This is a genomic window from Proteiniborus sp. (assembly GCF_040308045.1).
GTDB lineage: Bacteria > Bacillota > Clostridia > Tissierellales > Proteiniboraceae > Proteiniborus.
The window spans coordinates 22,295-41,607 of sequence record NZ_JAWRHZ010000057.1 but is presented as its reverse complement, the minus strand read 5'-3'; the positions used below and the strand labels follow the sequence as shown (position 1 = coordinate 41,607).

The window sequence follows — 19,313 nt, the reverse complement described above, 5'->3', positions numbered from 1 at the left end:
AAAATGATAAAGTATACTCAAACAAGTCGAAAGGAAGATTTTATGCTAGATCCCTATTTGAATCATCTTGAAGTATTAGATTTATATTGTCAGAATGATTATCAAGAAATATATACTTGTAAGCATGAGGAAGAAAATGCATATTATCTTTTAAACATAATAGGAGATAAGGAAATATTTTATGGAACTGATTTAAAAGAGTTAAAAAAATATATTTTAGCAATAAAAGAAATAAAGGATACCGATGATGGTATAGTTATACTAACAAAGCATTATTTCTATAATACATTATCAGAACACCTAAGAAAAGAGAACATGACTTTAACTATGCAGATAAATAGCGTTACATATCTGATTGAGACTTTGTCAAAACTTAAGACAATCTCTTATGGGTTTATTGTCTCTTTGTTTAATTACAATAATTTAGTAATAGACGATAGTGGAAATATAAAGCTTACTGGTATATTAAAATTAAATTCTAAAGTAATAAATAGTAGCAGAGAGGATGCTTTATTAGTAATTGCAAATGCAATGCATATGATTTTTACAGGTGAAGAGATTAAAGATAATAGTATATCTAAAGGTATACCTCCTGATATAGAGAGAATAATAATTAATTGTATAAAGGGAGATTATTTTAGAGCCGAAGATTTAGTTACTGATTTTAAAACTTCAAATATATATGAACTAATTAATCCTGAAAAAGAAGATATTAAAAGAGTAGCTCGAATGAGGAAAGGTATGACAAGAAAAAGAATCACTTATAAATTGAAGACTAAAGGTTTATTGGCAATTCTATTATTAATTCCAGTTATTGTTTGGGGTTCATACTCCTTATTAAAAGTAAAAAACAAAAGTAATAATGTAGTATCAAATATTGAACAAATAAGTGTTTCAGATAATATTAAAGCAGATGGTTCTACATTAGATACATCAACTAAACTTGTAAATGAAGAAGCTCAAATCGAAGATATTATCAGTTATAAAGAAAACATGGACAAGTTTTTTAATGAGGACTTAATTATGTCATTAAATGAAAATAGTATAGCTAAGATTGATTATTCAAGATATCATAGAGGTGAGTATTCACTAAAGGCCTTCAATGATAAAAGTGAAAAATCTTCATTTTTAGTTGGTTATATAGACCTTCAAGATGATAATTTTGCTTTTGTGAAAGACAGAACAGTGAACTTATCACTATGGCTTAATTCAGATGTAAATACAGATTCCTCTGTTACTCTTAAACTTGGGTTTAATGATAAAATACTTACTCAAGTGACTAAAAAGGTAAATTTAGTTGCAGATAATTGGGTACTACATAATATTGAAATCACTACTAAAAGTGGTCAGTACATAAAGATTTACTTAAATACAGACCCAAATAATACAATTTGGATAGATACAATAGATATAGACATATTAAAATAGGATGACGTTAGTCATCCTATTTTGGTAATATATACATTATATCCATATATTTTTAAAAGGAAATATATAAAAAAAATAGAATAATAGAATATAGGTTTAAGATGGGGTGATATAGTGAAAATTAGATATATTTTAGGACGAGCTGGTTCTGGTAAAACCAATAGAATATTAGAAGAAATTGAGTATAGACTTAAAGAAAATAGCAAACATAGGCTTATTCTCTTAGTTCCAGAGCAATTTACTCTACAAGCAGAAGCTGATTTAATATTTAAAAAAGAGCTCGAAGGAATTATGAGAGTAGAGGTACTTAGTTTTCAAAGACTTGGCTATAAGGTACTCAACGAGGCAGGAGGAATAAAAAGAACTGCTATAAATGAGTTAGGAAAGATAATGGTGCTAAAAAAACTTTTCGAAGAAAATGCAAAAGACCTAACAGTATTCAACAAGGCATCTAAGAAGGATGGCTTTTTATCAAGCTTTTGTCAGCTTATATCTGAACTTAAAAAAGACGATATACCAGCAGAAGCTATTGAGGAAAAAGCAGATGCTATTACACAAGATGTTATGCTGAAACAGAAATTAAAAGATATATCGTTAATATATAGAAAATTTAGTGAATATATGGAAGGCAAGTATATAGATGATGAAGATAAAATGAATTTAGTTATAGAAAGACTTGATAAATCTATTTATTTTGATGATGCTGAGATATGGGTTGATGGTTTCAGTAGCTTTTCAGCACTAGAGTATAAAATACTAGAGAAACTTATGATTAAATGCAGGAAAATAAGTATATCTCTTACTCTTGATACAAATAATCCTAAAGACTATATTTTATTTAAACCAACAGCTAATACATATGAAAGACTTAGAAATATAGCGCAAAGCAACGGTGTGGAAGAAAGAAAAACTATATTAGACATTGATACAAAGTATAAGAATCAAGAAATTTGGCATCTTGAGAAACAACTCTTTTCATATCCCTATGTTAAATATGAGAAAAAGACAGAAAGAGTAAAAGTGTTTTATAGCTTAAATCAATATACAGAGGTTGAAAATGTTGCATCACAGATAGTATCACTTGTAAGAGATAATAGCTATAGGTGGCGAGACATTTCAGTAGTATGTAATATAATTGATGGCTATGCATCTACTATCAAAAGAGTTTTTGGTGAATATGGAATACCATATTTTATTGATGATAAAAGAAGTATAATGAATAACCCAATAGTTAAATTTATAATATCTGGTCTTGAAATAATTTCTAGAAATTTTAGATATGAGGATGTTTTTAAATTTATAAAAACAGGTTTTAGTGATTTAGAGAAAAGAGAATATGAAATGTTGGAAAACTATATCCTTAGGTTTGGTATTATTGGAGATGAATGGATTAATGATTTTATATATGGTGAAGAAGAACTAGAACTAAACAAAATTAATGAAATTAGAAGGAAGTTTATTCAACATATATCAGTATTTAAGAAAAAGATGAAGAATAAAAGTCGAATTGATGACCTAACAAAATACTTGTTTGAATTTTTGACAGATATGAATATTGAAGAAAAGCTTAACAGCTTAATAGATAGGCAGAAGCAAAGAGGATATCTAGAACTAGTCAATGAAAATACCCAAATTTGGAATATAGTAATGGAAGTGCTAGATCAACTAGTAGAGATACTTGGAGATAAAAAGGTAACAATAAATGAATATGTAAAAATACTTGAATCTGGCCTTTCGGAATATGAGATTGGAATAATACCCCCCACTATGGACCAGGTTTTAATAGGAAGCTTAGACAGGTCTAGAAGTCATGATATAAAAGCTTTATTTGTAGTAGGAGTAAACGATGGAATACTTCCATCTATTGTGGAAGATGGTGGTTTATTACTAGATGAAGAAAAAACAGAGCTAAAGAATATAGGGATAGATATTTCTTCTGATACTGAGACAAAAGCTTGTGAAGAAAATTTCTCTGTATATACGTCATTTACCAAGCCAAGTGAATATATATTTATTAGCTATGCACTAAGTGATAGTGAGGGGAAAACCATAAGACCTTCAATGATAATAGATAAGCTTAAAAAGATTTACGAAAATCTTACATTATATAGCGATATAATAAAAAATAATGAAACAGAGTTAAATTTAATAGCTACACCTATGTCATCTTTTAAATACTTAATAGAAAATTTAAGACTCAAACTAGATGGCAATGAAATAAACGATATGTGGTGGGACGTCTACAATTGGTATTACAATAAAGAAAAGTGGAAGGAAAAATTATATTTAGTTATAGAAGGTCTATATCATAATAATCAACAAGAAAAAATAGATGAAGTATATTCTAGACAAATTTATCAGCTACCTTTCAGGTCTAGTATTTCTAGGCTTGAGAGATATGTAAACTGTCCTTATTCACATTTTGTAAAATATGGACTAGCACCAGAGGAAAGGAAAGTTCATGAAATTAAGAGTCCTGACATTGGTCTTATTTTTCATAATTCCATAGAAGAATTTTCTAAGGAGCTTTCTTTAGAGAATTTAAGTTGGGACCAACTTGATAGGAATAAATCTGATGAAATTGTTGAAAAAGTATTAGACAAGATGATAGATGAGTTTCAGCAAGGACTATTTTTAAGTACACATAGGTATAAATACATGGTAAATAGGCTTAAAAGAATAAGTAAGAGAGCCTTATGGACAATTACTGAGCACATAAGAAAAGGAGACTTTGTGCCAATGCAGCACGAGGTTAGCTTTGGGGATGGACCAAATAGTAAGATACCTCCTATTATTATAAATCTTCCTAATGGTGAAGAAATAAGACTTGAAGGGAGAATTGACAGAGTAGATATTCTTGAAGGGGAAAATGGAAGCTTCGTAAAGATAATTGATTACAAATCAGGAAGCAAAACCTTCAGCCTATCAGAAGCATATTATGGTCTTCAAATACAGCTGCTAGTTTATGCAGATGCAATTATTTCTAATGGTGATAAGCTGATAAAAAATGATATTTATCCTGCTGGAGTTTTTTATTTTAAAATAGATGACCCGATGATCGAGTCTGACGAAGAAGATGTAGAAGTGATTGAAAAGGAAATCGCAAAAAAATTAAGACTTGATGGAATAATTATTAAAGACATAAATATTGTGAAGGCAATGGATAGAGATATAGAAGAAGCCAATAGTTCCTCTATAATCCCAGTAAGCATTAATAAGGATGGAAGCTTTTCTAAAAATTCTTCAGTTCTTGATAAAGAAGATTTAGATATATTGATTAAACATGTAAAAGGGCTGATATCTGAAATATCAGAAGAGATATTAAAAGGCAAGATAAGAATAGAACCTTGCAAGACTGATAAGTATGTATCATGTGCATACTGTGAATTTTCAACGATATGTCAATTTGAAACTAGCTTTGAAGATAACAAATACAGAAATATTAAAAAGCTAAAAGATGATGATGTAATATTAAAGTTAAGAGAAAAGCTTGGAGGTGAAGAATAATGCCAAAGTGGACAGATGCTCAAAATGAAGCGATTACTCAAAGAGGATGTAATTTGCTGGTTTCAGCAGCTGCAGGCTCAGGTAAGACCGCAGTTTTAGTTGAGAGAATAATTAGATTAGTGACTGAAGATATGATAGATATAGATAAATTACTAATAGTTACTTTTACTAATGCAGCTGCAGGTGAAATGAGAGAAAGAATACTTCTTGCACTAATGGAGGAAATAGAAAAAGGTGGAGAAAAAGAAGAAAAATTTAGAAGGCAAATAGCACTTTTAAACAAATCACATATAACCACAGTCCATTCTTTTTGTATAAACGTAGTAAGGAGGCATTTTCACCTTATAGACATTGATCCAGCATTTAAAATAGGCGATACGACTGAACTTCAAATTATGCTTCAAGATGTTTTAGAGGAGCTCTTAGAGTCAGAATATGAAATAGGAAACGAATACTTTATAAGATTAGTAGAAGGTTTTGGTGGCAATAAAAATGACATCAAGCTAGAGAATCTCATACTTAGAATATACTCATTTATTCAAAGCAAGCCTTATCCAGAAAAATGGCTTGAGGAAATGGTAGAAATGTTTAATATGACACAAGAGGAATTAGAGAAAAGTATTTGGATTGAAACTATTAAGGATAGTATAAAAATTGAGTTAAGTGGTGCTAAAGATATAGTAAATGAAGCAATTAAGGTTTGTCACAAGGAAAATGGACCAGAAAGCTATCTAGATGCACTAAGAAGTGATTTACAAAACATTGAAAATTTAGAGGAGGCTTTGAACAAACAAGAGATAGCTAGTTTCAATCAATGCTTAGAAAAAATTTCTCATGAAAGATTGAAGAGAGTCTCAAAAGATGTAGATGAAGAACTTAAAAAGGAAGTAACAAAGCTAAGAGATAGTTATAAGATTATTATTGATAAATCGTTAAAGAAAGATATTTTTAATAAGAATATAGAATTATATTTAGCGGAAATAAATAACTTATATCCTGTAATGAAATATTTGTATCACTTAGTGGTTGAGTTTTCACAAATATATGCAAGCAAAAAATTAGAAAAGGGAATAATTGACTTTAACGACTTAGAGCACTATGCTTTAAGAATTCTAGAGAATAAAGAGGTAAGAGAAGAGTATAGAAGTAAATTTGAGTATATTTTTGTTGATGAATATCAGGATAGTAATATTGTTCAAGAGACAATAATAAATAGAATGAAAAGGGATAATAACTTATTTTTTGTAGGAGATGTAAAACAAAGCATATATAGATTTAGATTAGCAGACCCTTCTCTTTTCATAGAGAAATATAACAGTTATACTAATGACGAATCTAAATTAAACAAGCGAATAGACTTGTCTAAGAACTTTAGAAGTAGAAAAGAAATTCTTGACGTAGTTAACTATTTATTTGAAAACATAATGTCAGAGAAGCTTGGTGAAGTGAAATATGATAAGGCAGCGTTTTTATATGAAGGAGCAATATATGAGAAACACAACGGCAATGATACTCCTATACAAATAGATATAATTGAAAAAAAGACAGACGGACTAGAAGATTTAGATGAAGACCTTGAAGAAATGGCTAGCATTGAAGTAGAAGCCAGAATAGTAGCTAATAGAATAAAAGAGCTAATAGAAAAGACAACTTACGATGTCAAAACTAAGGAATTTAGAAAAATTGAATATAAGGATATAGTTATTCTGCTAAGAACAATGAAGAACTGGGCATCAGTTTTTAATGAAGTATTGATTAATGAAAATATACCAGTATATACAGATGATAGTGCAGGTTATCTAGATGCGCTTGAAATCAAGATATTCTTAAATTTTCTTAGTATTATAGATAATAAAATGCAAGACATTCCATTATTAAGTGTCATGAGATCGCCTATTGGAGGATTTAATACTGAGGAGCTAATAAGCATAAGAGCTTCAAATAAGGGTAGCAGCTATTATAAAGCAATTGAAAGCTATATAAGTGAAAATAATGATGATTTAAGCAACAGGCTTTCTTATTTTTTAGATAGCTTAAATAAATGGGCAGAAGAGTCTAGATACTCAAAACTAGATGAATTCGTTTGGAAGCTTATGATAGATACTGGATACTATCATTATTTCGGTGCAATGCCTGGAGGAATGCAGAGACAGGCTAATCTTAGAATACTTGTAGACAGAGCTTATGAATTTGACAAGAGTTCCTCTAATGGATTATTTAATTTTATTAGATTTATTGAAAAGCTTAAAAATAGCAGTGGAGATATGGGTACTGCTAAAATATTAGGAGAGAATGAAAATGTAGTAAGAATTATGAGTGTTCATAAGAGCAAAGGTCTTGAATTCCCAGTTGTTATTTTTGCAGGCCTTGGAAAGCAATTTAACCTTATGGATACTAAGGACGACATATTAATACATAAGGATTTAGGACTTGGTCCTAAATATGTAGATGTATTAAAGAGAAGATATACAAGCACTCTCCCTCAGGCTGCTATTAAGAAAAAGGTAAAACTTGAGAGTTTGTCTGAAGAAATGAGAATACTTTACGTTGCTTTGACTAGGGCAAAGGATAGACTTCTTTTAATAGGTTCTGTAAAAGATGTTTCAAAAGAGGCAAAAAAATGGTGTAAAGAAACCAACCTCTATTACTTGTCTAATAGTAAATGTTATCTTGATTGGATATGTAATAGTTTAGCGAAACATTCAGATGGCAGCGTTATCAGAGAATTAGCTGGTGTAGATGATGAATACGAAAATGTTATCAGTGAAGATACAAGCTGGAGGATTCAACTATTAAACAGAAAAGACTTAAGTGTCAGTCAAGAACATAATACAATAAATAAAAAGGAATTTAGAAATAGATTAGAGAATTTTGATGATTATATTCCAACATGTGTTAAGGATGAGGTTGACAAAAGATTTGAGTGGAGCTATGAATATGATAATTCAATTAATATACCTTCTAAATTGTCTGTTTCTGATATAAAGAAGGCATCATTTAAATCAATAGAAACATTAAACTATAAGATACCATCAATAGTAAAGATGCCGAAATTTTTAGAGGGCAAAAAGCCTTTTACAAAAGCAGAAATAGGAACAATAATTCACTTTGTTATGCAGCATCTTAATGTAAATAGTTCCATAGATAAGGAATCTATAGAAAAAAAGGTAGATGAAATGGTTATTGAAGAATTGCTTACGGAGGAAGAAGCTAAAGTTGTAAATATAGATAAAATACTTAATTTTTATAAAAGTGAAATAGGGCGAAGATTATTGTCGTCAAACTGTATCAATAGAGAAACCCCCTTCGTTTTAAAGAAAAAGGCCTCAGAGATTATAAGCGGACTTAATAACTGTAACGAAAATGTATTGATACAAGGAATTATAGATTGCTATTTTGAGGAAGAGGATGTTTTAGTCCTAGTTGATTATAAGACTGATTATGTACTAGAAGAAAAGCTTAGTAACATAGTAGATAAATACAAGAGTCAGATGATGCTTTATAAAGAGGCTCTAGAAAGAATAACAAAAAGAAAGGTTAAGGAAACATATATATATTCATTTGAATTAGACAAAGAGGTGAAGGTAGAATGAGAATTCTTCATACTTCTGATTGGCATCTTGGAAAATACCTAGAAGATTTTAGCAGAATTGAAGAACAAGAAAAATTTATAGATGAATTAATAGATATTGCTAATGATGAAAAAATTGATTTGGTTTTGATAGCAGGAGACATTTATGATAATAGTAATCCACCCGCAAAGGCAGAGACACTTTTTTATAGAGGAATAAAAAGACTTTCAAATAACGGAGATAGAATAGTACTAATAATTGCAGGAAACCATGACAACCCTGATAGACTTGTTTCATCTAGACCTCTTGCTAGAGAGCATGGAGTTATACTTTTAGGTACACCGAAGAGTAAAGTAGAACCTGGTGAGATTGGACAGCATAAAATTGTAGACGCAGCGGAGGGTTATGTTGAACTAGAAATAGGTGGAGAAAGAACAATAATATTGACCCTGCCCTACCCTAGTGAACAAAGACTCAATGAGGTCTTCGAAGGTGTAGTAGATGAAGAAGGAATGCAGAAAACCTATTCTGAGAGAATTAGCCAAATATTTGCTGAACTATCTAATAAATATCGAGATGACACTATAAATTTATGCGTGAGCCACTTGTTTGTCATGGGTGGAGAGACAACAGACTCAGAAAGACCCATACAAATAGGAGGGGGTCTTACTGTAAATGCAGCATCATTGCCAGAAAAAGCTCAATATATTGCATTGGGTCATCTTCATAAAACGCAAAAGGTTAGGAATTCATCTTTAAATGCTTATTATTCAGGCTCACCTATACAATATAGTAAAAGTGAAGTTGGTCAAGAAAAAAGTATTTTTATTGTAGACTTAAAAGCTGGACAAGATCCAAAAGTAAAGAAAATAAATCTTGACATATCAAAGCCTGTAGAAGTCTGGAAAGTAAATGGTATTGAGGAGGCATATAATAAGTGCATAGACAATAGAGAAAGAGAAGTCTGGGTATACCTTGAAATAAAAACAGATAAATTAATTACTCAAGCAGAAATAAAACAGCTTAAAACAATAAAGCCAGATATACTTACTATAACTCCTATTATCGAAGCATTTGAGGAAGAAAAAGAAGAAATAGATGATTTTAGAGAAAAATCGATTCTAGAATTATTTAAAGGACATTATCTAAATGAGAGAAAAATGGAACCTAGTCAGGAGCTAATGGAAATGTTTGCAGATATAATAACGGAAGAGGGTGATGAAATTGAAGCCGAAGACGCTTAAAGTATCAGGACTCAATAGCTTTTTAGAAGAGCAATCTATTGAATTTGACAAGTTAACTGAAAGAGGCTTATTTGGAATATTTGGTCCTACTGGTAGCGGTAAATCATCTATTTTAGATGCAATAACTCTTTCGCTTTATGGACAGACAGCAAGAAAATCAGCTATGTACATAAATACGGAAACTGATAAGCTCTTTCTTTCCTTCCAATTTGAAGCGGGACATGGAGAGAGAAGAAGGAGATATAATGTAGAGAGAAGTATGAGAAGAACCAAGAATGGTGGGATTAATACATCCTTTGTGAAGTTAATTATTTATGACAAAGATGGTAATCAAGAAAGAATAATTGAAGGTAGGACATCTGTAGAAAATGAATTGCAGGATAATATTATAGGCCTTAATTTTAACGATTTTATAAGAACAGTGGTACTACCACAGGGGAAATTTAGTGAATTTCTAACTCTTACTGGAGCAGGAAGAAATGAAATGTTAGAAAGAATTTTAGGTCTTGAGGATTATGGAGAGAGATTAAATAGAAAAGCTAAGCAGAAAAGAGATAATATAAGCCAAGAATTAAACAGAATTCAAGGGGAACTTAGCAGGTATGATGGTGTATCTAAAGACGAAATAGAAGCATTAAATAAAGGGCTTACAGATTTCAAAGAGAATGAAAAACTATTAAAAATTCAAATAAAAGAGATTAATGATAAGCATGAAAAGTATAGTAAAATATGGAGCCTTCAAAAGGAATTGGCTAATTACTTAGGCATAAAAGAACAGTTAAAGGAAAAGCATGAAGAGTATGAAGTTAAGAAAAACAATTTGCGAAAGGGAAAGAATGCACTAAATGTTCTGCCTCATATGGAAAACATGCAAAAGGCATTAAAAGATATCGAAAAAAGTAGCGAGAGCTTAGGACAGTACAATATAGAAATTGATAAGCTTAATTCACTTATAGAGAAAAATAAAAAGCAATACAATATAGCATTATATAAAAAGGAAAAAGAATATCCTATTTTACTTGAAAGAAAATCTAAGGTAGAACAAGCCATTGAACTATTAATAAAAAAGGAATCATTGGATAATGAAATAAACGAACTGAAAACAAGGTATAGCAGCCTAGAAAATAGCATTAATATTGACACTAAGGAACTTGAAAAACTGTTATCTAGAGAAGAAAAGAATGATAGTGGAATAGAAGAAAAGGAAGACTTAATAAGTATTAAATCTATTTCATCAGAATATAGACAAAAATTAAATGATGCAAAGGATTTAGAGAAAAGATATTTACAGTTAAAAAGTGACAGAAAGAATTCTCTTGTTGAAAAGAACAATATACTAAAAAAAATAGATAAAAACAATAAAGACTTGGAGCAAATCATAGAAAGATTGAAGAGTGTAGATAGCTCAATAAAAGAGTTAAAGAATAAAAAAGCTAGCTTAGAATCAAAAAAACCAGAAGATATTAATGAAATATCTGATTATCAAAAAAGAGCCCTTGAGCTATCATCAAAAATTGAAAAGCATGAAGAGGCAAAAGAAAGAGCAGAAAAGCTAAAGAAAAATCAGCAAGAAATATTGAAAGAAAAAGAAGAATTTAATAAGAAAATTAGTGACTTAAGTTCTGAACTTAAGTCAAAGGTGGAAAAGTTAAATAGATTTAAAAAAGAGACAAAAGAATTAGAGTATAAAAATATGGCAGGTATCTTAAGAGAACAGTTAATAGATTCAGAGCCTTGCCCAGTTTGTGGCTCTATACATCACCCAGCTCCTATTGTGCCTATAGGCTCTGAGAAAATATTAGAGAATCAAACATTAATAATAAATTTTGAAAATGAAGTCAATATAATAGAAAAAGACTTGATAAGACTAGAGGAAGAGGTAAAAAGTAAAGTTAATGAATATAATAAGAATCAAGAAGAGCTTCATGAATTAGAGAGGTTCCTTTTACAAATAAATATAACAAGCATAAAAGAGGAAAAGAAAGATTTAGAAATAAAATTTAATTCTGCACAAGAATACAGGAACAATTGGAATAAGGAATGCAAAATTCTAGACGATAAAATTTCGGAAATAGATGAAGAAAAAAGAGCATTAGATAACAATAATATCATGTATAAAACTAATTTGGATAAAGATAAAGAGGCTTTCGACAATATTAATAACAAACTACTAATGACAGAAGAAGAAATCAGTACTGTATATAAAGAATATGATGCTCATATTAAAGCATTGAACATTACAAATGCTGCCAATAGATTAAAAGAAATAAATAAACTAGATGAAGAAGTAGAAAATATTTCAGAAGAACTGAAGCAGCAAAAAGAACAAAATAAGAAGATAAAAATAGATATACAAAAAATATCTGAGAAAATAAATAAAAATAATGAAGATATAAAACTTATTTCACAATCTATAATGGATAAAAGAAATATAGTTAATGAATTTAATACTAATATTGAACAAATTGTAGGAAAAGAAGAACCTCTAAATCTTAAAAAGCAAATTGAAAAAAACATTGTGGAAATAATTAATGGTGAAAAAGAACTGAAAACTATTTTGGATAACCAAAATATAAATTTAAATAAACTTAATGAAGAAAAAGCAGGGCTCGAAAAAGCAATAGAAGCTCTTAAAGAATCATCAATTAGTTTGAAAGAAAATTTAAATAAGGCATTAGCTGTAAATGACTTTGGCTCTATTAAAGAAGTAATCAATAGCAGACTTGAAAAGAGCGTTATAGATAGCTTAGAAAAAGAAATCGAGTTATATACTAATAAAGTTAAGGATACAGACAATAACATCACTAGAATAAACAATGAATTAGCTGGACAATCAATTACAGAAGAAGAATGGACAGCTATAATTGAAAGCAAAGAAAATGTATATAAGGAGCATAGTAAGATAATTGAAGAAATAGGGAAGATAAAGAACAAAATTGATGAAATGGCTAGAAACTTGATTGAGGTTGATAAACTAAAAAGAGAGATAAAAGTCCAACAGAAAAAGGCTGACATACTTTCTGAGATATTAGATTTGACTAAAGGGAAAAGATTTGTCGAATATGTGTCAAGGAGTCATTTGACTTATATAGCAAGGGTAGCATCACAAAGACTTAAAGAAATAACTAGAGAAAGATATGAGCTAGAATATGATTCAAATAATAATTTTTCAATAATTGATAATTATAATGGAGGAGCAAGAAGAGAATGTAATTCTTTATCAGGAGGAGAAACTTTCCTTACATCACTTTCTCTTGCATTAGCACTATCTTCGAAAATTCAACTAAAAGGGAATACATCCTTAGAATTCTTTTTCCTTGATGAAGGCTTTGGTACTCTTGATAACAATCTTTTAGATGTGGTAATGACATCTCTTGAAAGATTATATAATGAAAGCCTTAGCGTAGGTATAATTAGTCATGTAGAGGAACTTAAAAATAGAGTACCTGTAAAACTTCTAGTTAGCCCAGCAGTAGCAGGAATACATGGAACAAAGGTTAAAATAGAATATAGCTAAAGCTTAGAATTATATTGTATAGAGGGATTGAAGCTTTTAATCTCAAATAAAACATAAGATTAGGACTGATAAAATGGTTTATGTATATATGGTAAGATGCAGAAATGGCGCACTGTATACTGGATGGACTACAAATTTAGAAAGAAGAATTAAGGAACACAATAATGGGACAGGCTCTAAATATACAAGAGCAAATAAACCAGTAGAACTTGTCTATTTTGAAGAAATAAAAGACAAATATGAGGCCACTAAAAGAGAATATGCAATAAAACAATTAACTAAAGAAGAAAAGGAGTTACTAGTAAGTAAGCAACTCCAAAAATAAGACATTAATAAGCCTCTATTAAGGACAAGCCTTAATAGGGGCCTCAAAACACATTTTATTTCATAAGCTTGCATATGTTGTTTGTAAATTCTACAGGATCATTTATTGGCAATCCTTCAATAAGTAATGCTTGATTATATAGAACATTAGTATATAGTTTTAGCTTTTCTTTATCATTCTGAAAAGCTTCTTTTATTGCATTGAACATTTCATGGTTTGTGTTTATCTCTAAAATCTTTTCAGCTTTTATTTCTTGACTATTTGGAATTGCACTTAGTACTTTTTCCATTTCTATAGTTAAATCTCCATCAGATGCAAGGCATACTGGATGATTTTTAAGTCTTTTTGATGGCTTTACATCCTTTACTTTGCCAGATAAAGCTTCTTTCATAAATTCAAATATATCTTTGTTTTCTTGTGTATCAGAGGTCTTATTATCTTCTTTATCCATATCTTCTATGCCTAAATCTCCACTAGATACAGATTTAAATTCCTTATCCTTATAATTCATTAACATACGAATGGCGAATTCATCTATATCATCTGTAAAATATAAGATTTCATATCCTTGTTCAGATAAAAGATCTATCTGGGGCATTTTATCAATTCTTTCAACAGATTCTCCAGAGGCATAGTATATATACTTCTGTTCTTCCTTCATTCTACCTACATACTCATCCAATGTAACCATTTTCTTCTCTGTAGAAGAGTAGAACATTAGCAAATCTTGAAGTATTTCTTTATTTTGCCCAAAATCACTATAGACTCCATATTTTAGTTGCCTACCAAAGTTTTCATAAAAAACTTCATATTTTTCTCTTTCGTTTCTTAGTAACAATTGTAATTCGCTTTTTATTTTTTCCTTTATTCTTTTAGCGATGATTTTTAATTGTCTATCATGTTGAAGCATTTCTCTTGAAATATTTAGAGATAAATCTTCTGAATCAACCATACCTTTTACAAAGCTAAAATAGTCTGGAACCAAATCTGGGCATTTATTCATTATTAGGACACCATTAGAATATAATTCTAATCCTTTTTCATATTCTGTAGTGTAAAAATCATAAGGTGTTTTTTCAGGAACAAATAATATTGAGTTGTATCTTACTGCTCCGTCAGCACTAATATGTATGTGCTTTAGAGGCTTGTCAAAACCATACCTCTTTTCAGAATAAAAGCTTTCATAGTCTTCATCACTAAGCTCATTCTTATTCTTTCTCCATATTGGAACCATACTATTTACAACTTTTTCTTCCACTATTTCTTCATATTCATTTTCAGTGCCTTCCTTAAGTTTTCTTGTACTAATATCCATTTTAATTGGATATCTTATGAAATCTGAGTACTTCTTTATTATAGATTTAATTCTATACTCTTCTAAGAATTCATCGTAGTTTTCATCATCAGTATTTTCTTTTATTTTTAGTATAATTTCTGTTCCAACACTTTGTTTTTCATATGGTTCTATAGTATATCCATCAGCACCAGTTGATTCCCATTTATAGCCTTGATCACTACCAAATGCCTTACTTAAAACTGTAACTGAGTCTGCCACCATAAATGCAGAGTAGAAGCCCACTCCAAACTGACCTATAATATCATATCCGTCTTTTAGTTCATTTTCATTTTTAAATGCAAAAGAACCACTCTTTGCTATTGTTCCTAGATTTTCTTCTAGTTCTTCCTTTGTCATACCAATTCCTGTATCAAATACTGCTAATGTTCTATCGTCCTTGTCAGCTACTATTTTGATGTAATAATCATTTTTATTGAATGTAATGTTTTCATCTGATAAAGCTTTATAATACATTTTATCAATAGCATCACTAGCATTGGAGATAAGCTCTCTTAAAAATATTTCTTTATGAGTATAGATAGAGTTAATCATCAGGTCTAATAATCTTTTAGATTCTGCTTTAAATTCTTTTTTTACCATAAAACCTTCTCCCTTCGTAAATAATTCATCACATTAATTAGCACTCTCTTCATTAGAGTGCTAATTATAATTTACCAAATTCATATAATTTGTCAATGGGTTATACATAAAATTAAGGATACTTATGTTTTATTTCTTGATTTAATGAAATTTATACTCGTTTTCTGTTTCGCCCATGGATAATTCTTATATATATAAAAGATTTAATAAAAAGTTACTAGTTGTAGTAACTAAGTATATATTAGTCTAATAGAATATAAAATAAGGGTAAGAGACTAGTATATAAAAACTGGAGGGAGATTCATAAAATGATAGGTAAGGAAAGAAGGATGTTCCCAGGTGGCAATACATCTAAGGGTTTTTTCTCGTATTATGACTATATAATAAATAGAAAAGATGCAAATAAAATAATTATTTTAAAAGGTGGACCTGGAACAGGAAAATCTTCAATGATGCGAAATATTGGGATTTATATGCAAGAAAAGGGATATGATGTTGAGTATCATCATTGTTCCTCTGATAGAGAATCTATTGATAGTGTTATGATACCAAAATTAAAAATAGCTGTAGTTGATGGTACCGCACCTCATGTTATAGATCCAAAATATCCTGGTGCTATAGATATGATAATAAACCTAGGAGAATACTGGGATTCTAAAGGTTTAGAAAAAAATAGAGAGGAAATCATAAAGGTAATAGATAGAAACAGTAAGTTTTATAAAAGCGCATATAAATATTTAGAAGCAGCAAGACTTATTCAAGAGGATACAATTTGGAAAATGGAAGAAGTAATGGATTTTGGAAAGCTTAATGTATTAACAGATAATTTAATAAAGGAAGTGCTTAATGGCTTACCATTGGTGGAGAAAGTAGGGAAAGAAAGGCATTTATTTGGTAGTGCATATACACCAACTGGATGGGCAGAGCATACTGACACACTACTTAGGGATATAGATAAGACCTATTATATAAAAGGAGAAATAGGTACAGGGAAAACAACATTGATGAAAAAAGTATACCAAGAAGCTACTCAGAGAGGCGTTGATGTAGAAGTTTTCCATACACCATTGATACCAGAAAAGATAGAAACTATTATAATCAAGGATTTAAATATAGCTTTATCTATAATGGATGCAGCTAAAGATAACAACATTAAGGTAATAGACTTAAACGAATATATTAATAAAAAAATATACAATAACTATAAAGAAAGCATAGAAGACAACAAAAAAGTGTACGAGAATTTAATATCCATAGCCATAAAAAAGCTAGCAGGCGCAAAGAAAAATCACGACCTAATGGAAGCGCAGTATATTCCAAATATGAATTATGATGAAACTGAGAAAGTGAAAAATAGAATTATAGACATAATATTAAAATATGAAATTGACGCTACGGACAATATTTAATTAATATTGTTTACAAATATACTATAATTTGTTATTATATAAAGTATGAATAATAGAAGGAGTGATGCGTTATGAAAAATATTAAATGTAATTTTTACTTAAACAAATCTAATAATTTCATACTGCCACTTCTAGAGATATGTCAATCAATTTATAACTAGTCGTTTATAAATTTTAGTTATATAGCGTTTTTGTGCCTATACAACCCTAGGAGTGGTTCATCTAAAAAAACTACAACTAGGGTATTTCTATGCCCTAAATTAATGGGAGGATTAAGAATTGACAAACAAATATAATTTACTTGATTTAGGCTGGAACGAATGCTTTGAAAAAGGAATTGAGCAGTATGGTGATTCCTATAGCATTGGAAGAGTAGCAGTAGAATACAGAAGTTTATATAAAGTATACACTGAAGATGGTGAGATATTCGCTTCAGTCTCAGGGAAGATGATTAATTCTGCAACTGGAAGAGATGATTACCCTGCTGTTGGCGACTGGGTAATATTAGATAAAAATTCTAATCAAAATGATAGAACTATTATTCGTGGAATACTAGAAAGAAAAAGTAAGTTTTCAAGAAAGGTTGCAGGAAACTCATTTGATGAGCAGATTATAGCTGCTAATATAGATATAGCTTTTATATGTATGTCACTAAACAATAATTTTAACTTAAGAAGACTGGAAAGATATATTACTATGGCATGGGATAGTGGAGCTAGACCAGTTGTACTACTCACAAAGGCAGATTTATGTAAGGACGTAGATGAAAAGCTTGATCAAACATCTGGTATTCTGTTTGGTATTGATGTTCATTGCATTAGCTGTGTTAGTAAATCAGGAATTTCAGAAGTTGAAAATTATTTAGAAAAGGGAATTACAGTTGCTTTTATTGGCTCTTCTGGAGTGGGTAAATCCACTATTATAAACGAGCTACTAGGAGAAAGTAGACAGATAACCCAGGAGGTAAGTAACATAGGGGAAAAAGGAAGACATACTACTACTAATAGAGAGCTTGTAATACTTCCAGAAGGGGGAGTGGTTATAGACACTCCTGGAATGAGAGAATTGCATATATTAGATGTCAGTGATAGTATAGATACTGCATTTAAGGATATAGAAGGACTCTCCTTAAAGTGCAAGTTTTCAGATTGTACTCATTCATCAGAACCAAATTGTGCGGTAAAAGAAGCCATTAGCAATGGTACACTAAGTAAAAAAAGATATGAGAGCTATGTAAAGCTTAAGAAAGAAGCTGAGTACACAGAAAGAAAGTTGAATAGAAAAGCAGAAATTCAATATAAAAAATTAGCTAAAAAGTTTACTAAGTCTCTAAGGTAGGTTAAATACCAAATTAACAATGAAGGCTATTTCTTATTAACAGAGAAGTAGCTTTCTTTACTTTTGTGCTTTGATTTGATAATATCAATATCTAAGTAGAGATATTCATAGTTAATAGGAAAGGATGAAGAAAAATGTTTCATCTAAAGGAAGTAAGCTATTCAAATAAAAGTCAAGAGTTTATTAATGTTTACCCATTTAATACTACATTAATGAAATCTTTTGATCATATTGCTTTTGATTCTCCAGTAACTATATTAGTAGGAGAAAATGGTACTGGCAAATCTACTTTGTTAGAGGCAATTGCATGTGCTATAGGCTCTATCACTATAGGGGATACAGATATCAATATGGATATAGAATTTGAAAATGCAAGAAACCTTTCAAAATACCTTAAGCTATCGTGGACTTTAAAAACAAATAAAGGATTTTTTTTAAGGTCTGAGGACTTTATTAACTATATGAGAAAATTACATTATATTAAAACTGAGATGGAACAAGAGATGCGAGAATCTGATAATAGGTTTCAAGACAGATCCCAGCATGTACGAAATCTTGCTCGAATGCCCTATGCACGTTCACTTTATGAAATGAAAAATATGTATAATGGGGATTTAGTGGCTAAATCACATGGAGAAAGCTTTTTAGAATTTTTTAGCGCAAGATTTACTCATAATGGACTTTTTATATTAGACGAGCCAGAAACACCCTTATCACCTATGAATCAGTTTGCTTTTATGGCAATGCTTAAGGAAATGATAAATCAAAATTCTCAATTTATTATAGCCACTCATTCTCCAATTATAATGGCTTATCCTGGCGCAACTATATACGACCTGAATAATTTACCTATTAAGAAAATAAACTACACCGATATAGAATCTGTCAAATTCTTCAAATCATTTTTAAATAGTCCAGAAGGATTTTTAAGATACCTTTAGACATAGTATAACTTTTTCAAAAAGATTGCATAAAATTATTAAAACAGTTAAAATAGTATATCATAATATAAAGGTTAATATAAATAGAAAAAATCT

General features: G+C 29.9%; 10 protein-coding genes. 9 read left to right on the top strand and 1 reads right to left on the bottom strand.

The window, feature by feature from the left end:
• Positions 1–42: 42 nt before the first annotated feature.
• From ABV008_RS12100 to ABV008_RS12075, 6 genes are all read left to right on the top strand, one after another.
• Complete coding sequence (locus ABV008_RS12100; RefSeq protein ID WP_352420086.1) at positions 43–1,428, top strand: hypothetical protein; 1,386 nt, start codon at positions 43–45, stop codon at positions 1,426–1,428.
• A 114-nt stretch (positions 1,429–1,542) separates the two neighbouring features.
• On the top strand, positions 1,543–4,935 hold the full coding sequence (addB, locus tag ABV008_RS12095) for a helicase-exonuclease AddAB subunit AddB (protein WP_352420085.1): 3,393 nt from the start codon (positions 1,543–1,545) through the stop codon (positions 4,933–4,935).
• Positions 4,935–8,528 (top strand): helicase-exonuclease AddAB subunit AddA, encoded by a 3,594-nt coding sequence (gene addA, locus ABV008_RS12090; RefSeq protein ID WP_352420084.1) that lies wholly within the window; start codon positions 4,935–4,937, stop codon positions 8,526–8,528. Before addB ends, addA begins: the two co-directional genes overlap by 1 nt.
• On the top strand, positions 8,525–9,751 hold the full coding sequence (locus ABV008_RS12085; protein WP_352420083.1) for an exonuclease SbcCD subunit D: 1,227 nt from the start codon (positions 8,525–8,527) through the stop codon (positions 9,749–9,751). The genes addA and ABV008_RS12085 overlap by 4 nt, the downstream gene beginning before the upstream one ends.
• Positions 9,732–13,268 carry an SbcC/MukB-like Walker B domain-containing protein gene (locus ABV008_RS12080; protein ID WP_352420082.1) on the top strand — a complete coding sequence of 1,179 codons (3,537 nt, stop codon included), beginning with the start codon at positions 9,732–9,734 and terminating at the stop codon, positions 13,266–13,268. Before ABV008_RS12085 ends, ABV008_RS12080 begins: the two co-directional genes overlap by 20 nt.
• Positions 13,269–13,341: 73 nt before the next feature.
• Positions 13,342–13,593 (top strand): GIY-YIG nuclease family protein, encoded by a 252-nt coding sequence (locus ABV008_RS12075; protein ID WP_352420081.1) that lies wholly within the window; start codon positions 13,342–13,344, stop codon positions 13,591–13,593.
• 55 nt (positions 13,594–13,648) lie between these two features.
• On the opposite strand, the gene htpG is transcribed toward ABV008_RS12075, so the two are convergent.
• Positions 13,649–15,529, bottom strand: a complete 1,881-nt coding sequence (gene htpG / locus ABV008_RS12070) for a molecular chaperone HtpG (protein ID WP_352420080.1) — start codon at positions 15,527–15,529, stop codon at positions 13,649–13,651.
• A 308-nt stretch (positions 15,530–15,837) separates the two neighbouring features.
• Here htpG and ABV008_RS12065 point away from each other — a divergent pair, with 308 nt between their 5' ends.
• The 3 genes from ABV008_RS12065 to ABV008_RS12055 all read left to right on the top strand — a co-directional run bounded on the left by ABV008_RS12065 (position 15,838) and on the right by ABV008_RS12055 (position 19,217).
• Complete coding sequence (locus tag ABV008_RS12065; RefSeq protein WP_352420079.1) at positions 15,838–16,938, top strand: PRK06851 family protein; 1,101 nt, start codon at positions 15,838–15,840, stop codon at positions 16,936–16,938.
• Positions 16,939–17,217: 279 nt separating this feature from the next.
• Positions 17,218–18,276 (top strand): ribosome small subunit-dependent GTPase A, encoded by a 1,059-nt coding sequence (rsgA, locus tag ABV008_RS12060; protein WP_352420078.1) that lies wholly within the window; start codon positions 17,218–17,220, stop codon positions 18,274–18,276.
• Between the two features lie 134 nt (positions 18,277–18,410).
• Entirely contained in the window at positions 18,411–19,217 is an 807-nt protein-coding gene (locus tag ABV008_RS12055) for an AAA family ATPase (RefSeq protein ID WP_352420077.1), read from the top strand.
• Positions 19,218–19,313 lie beyond the last annotated feature (96 nt).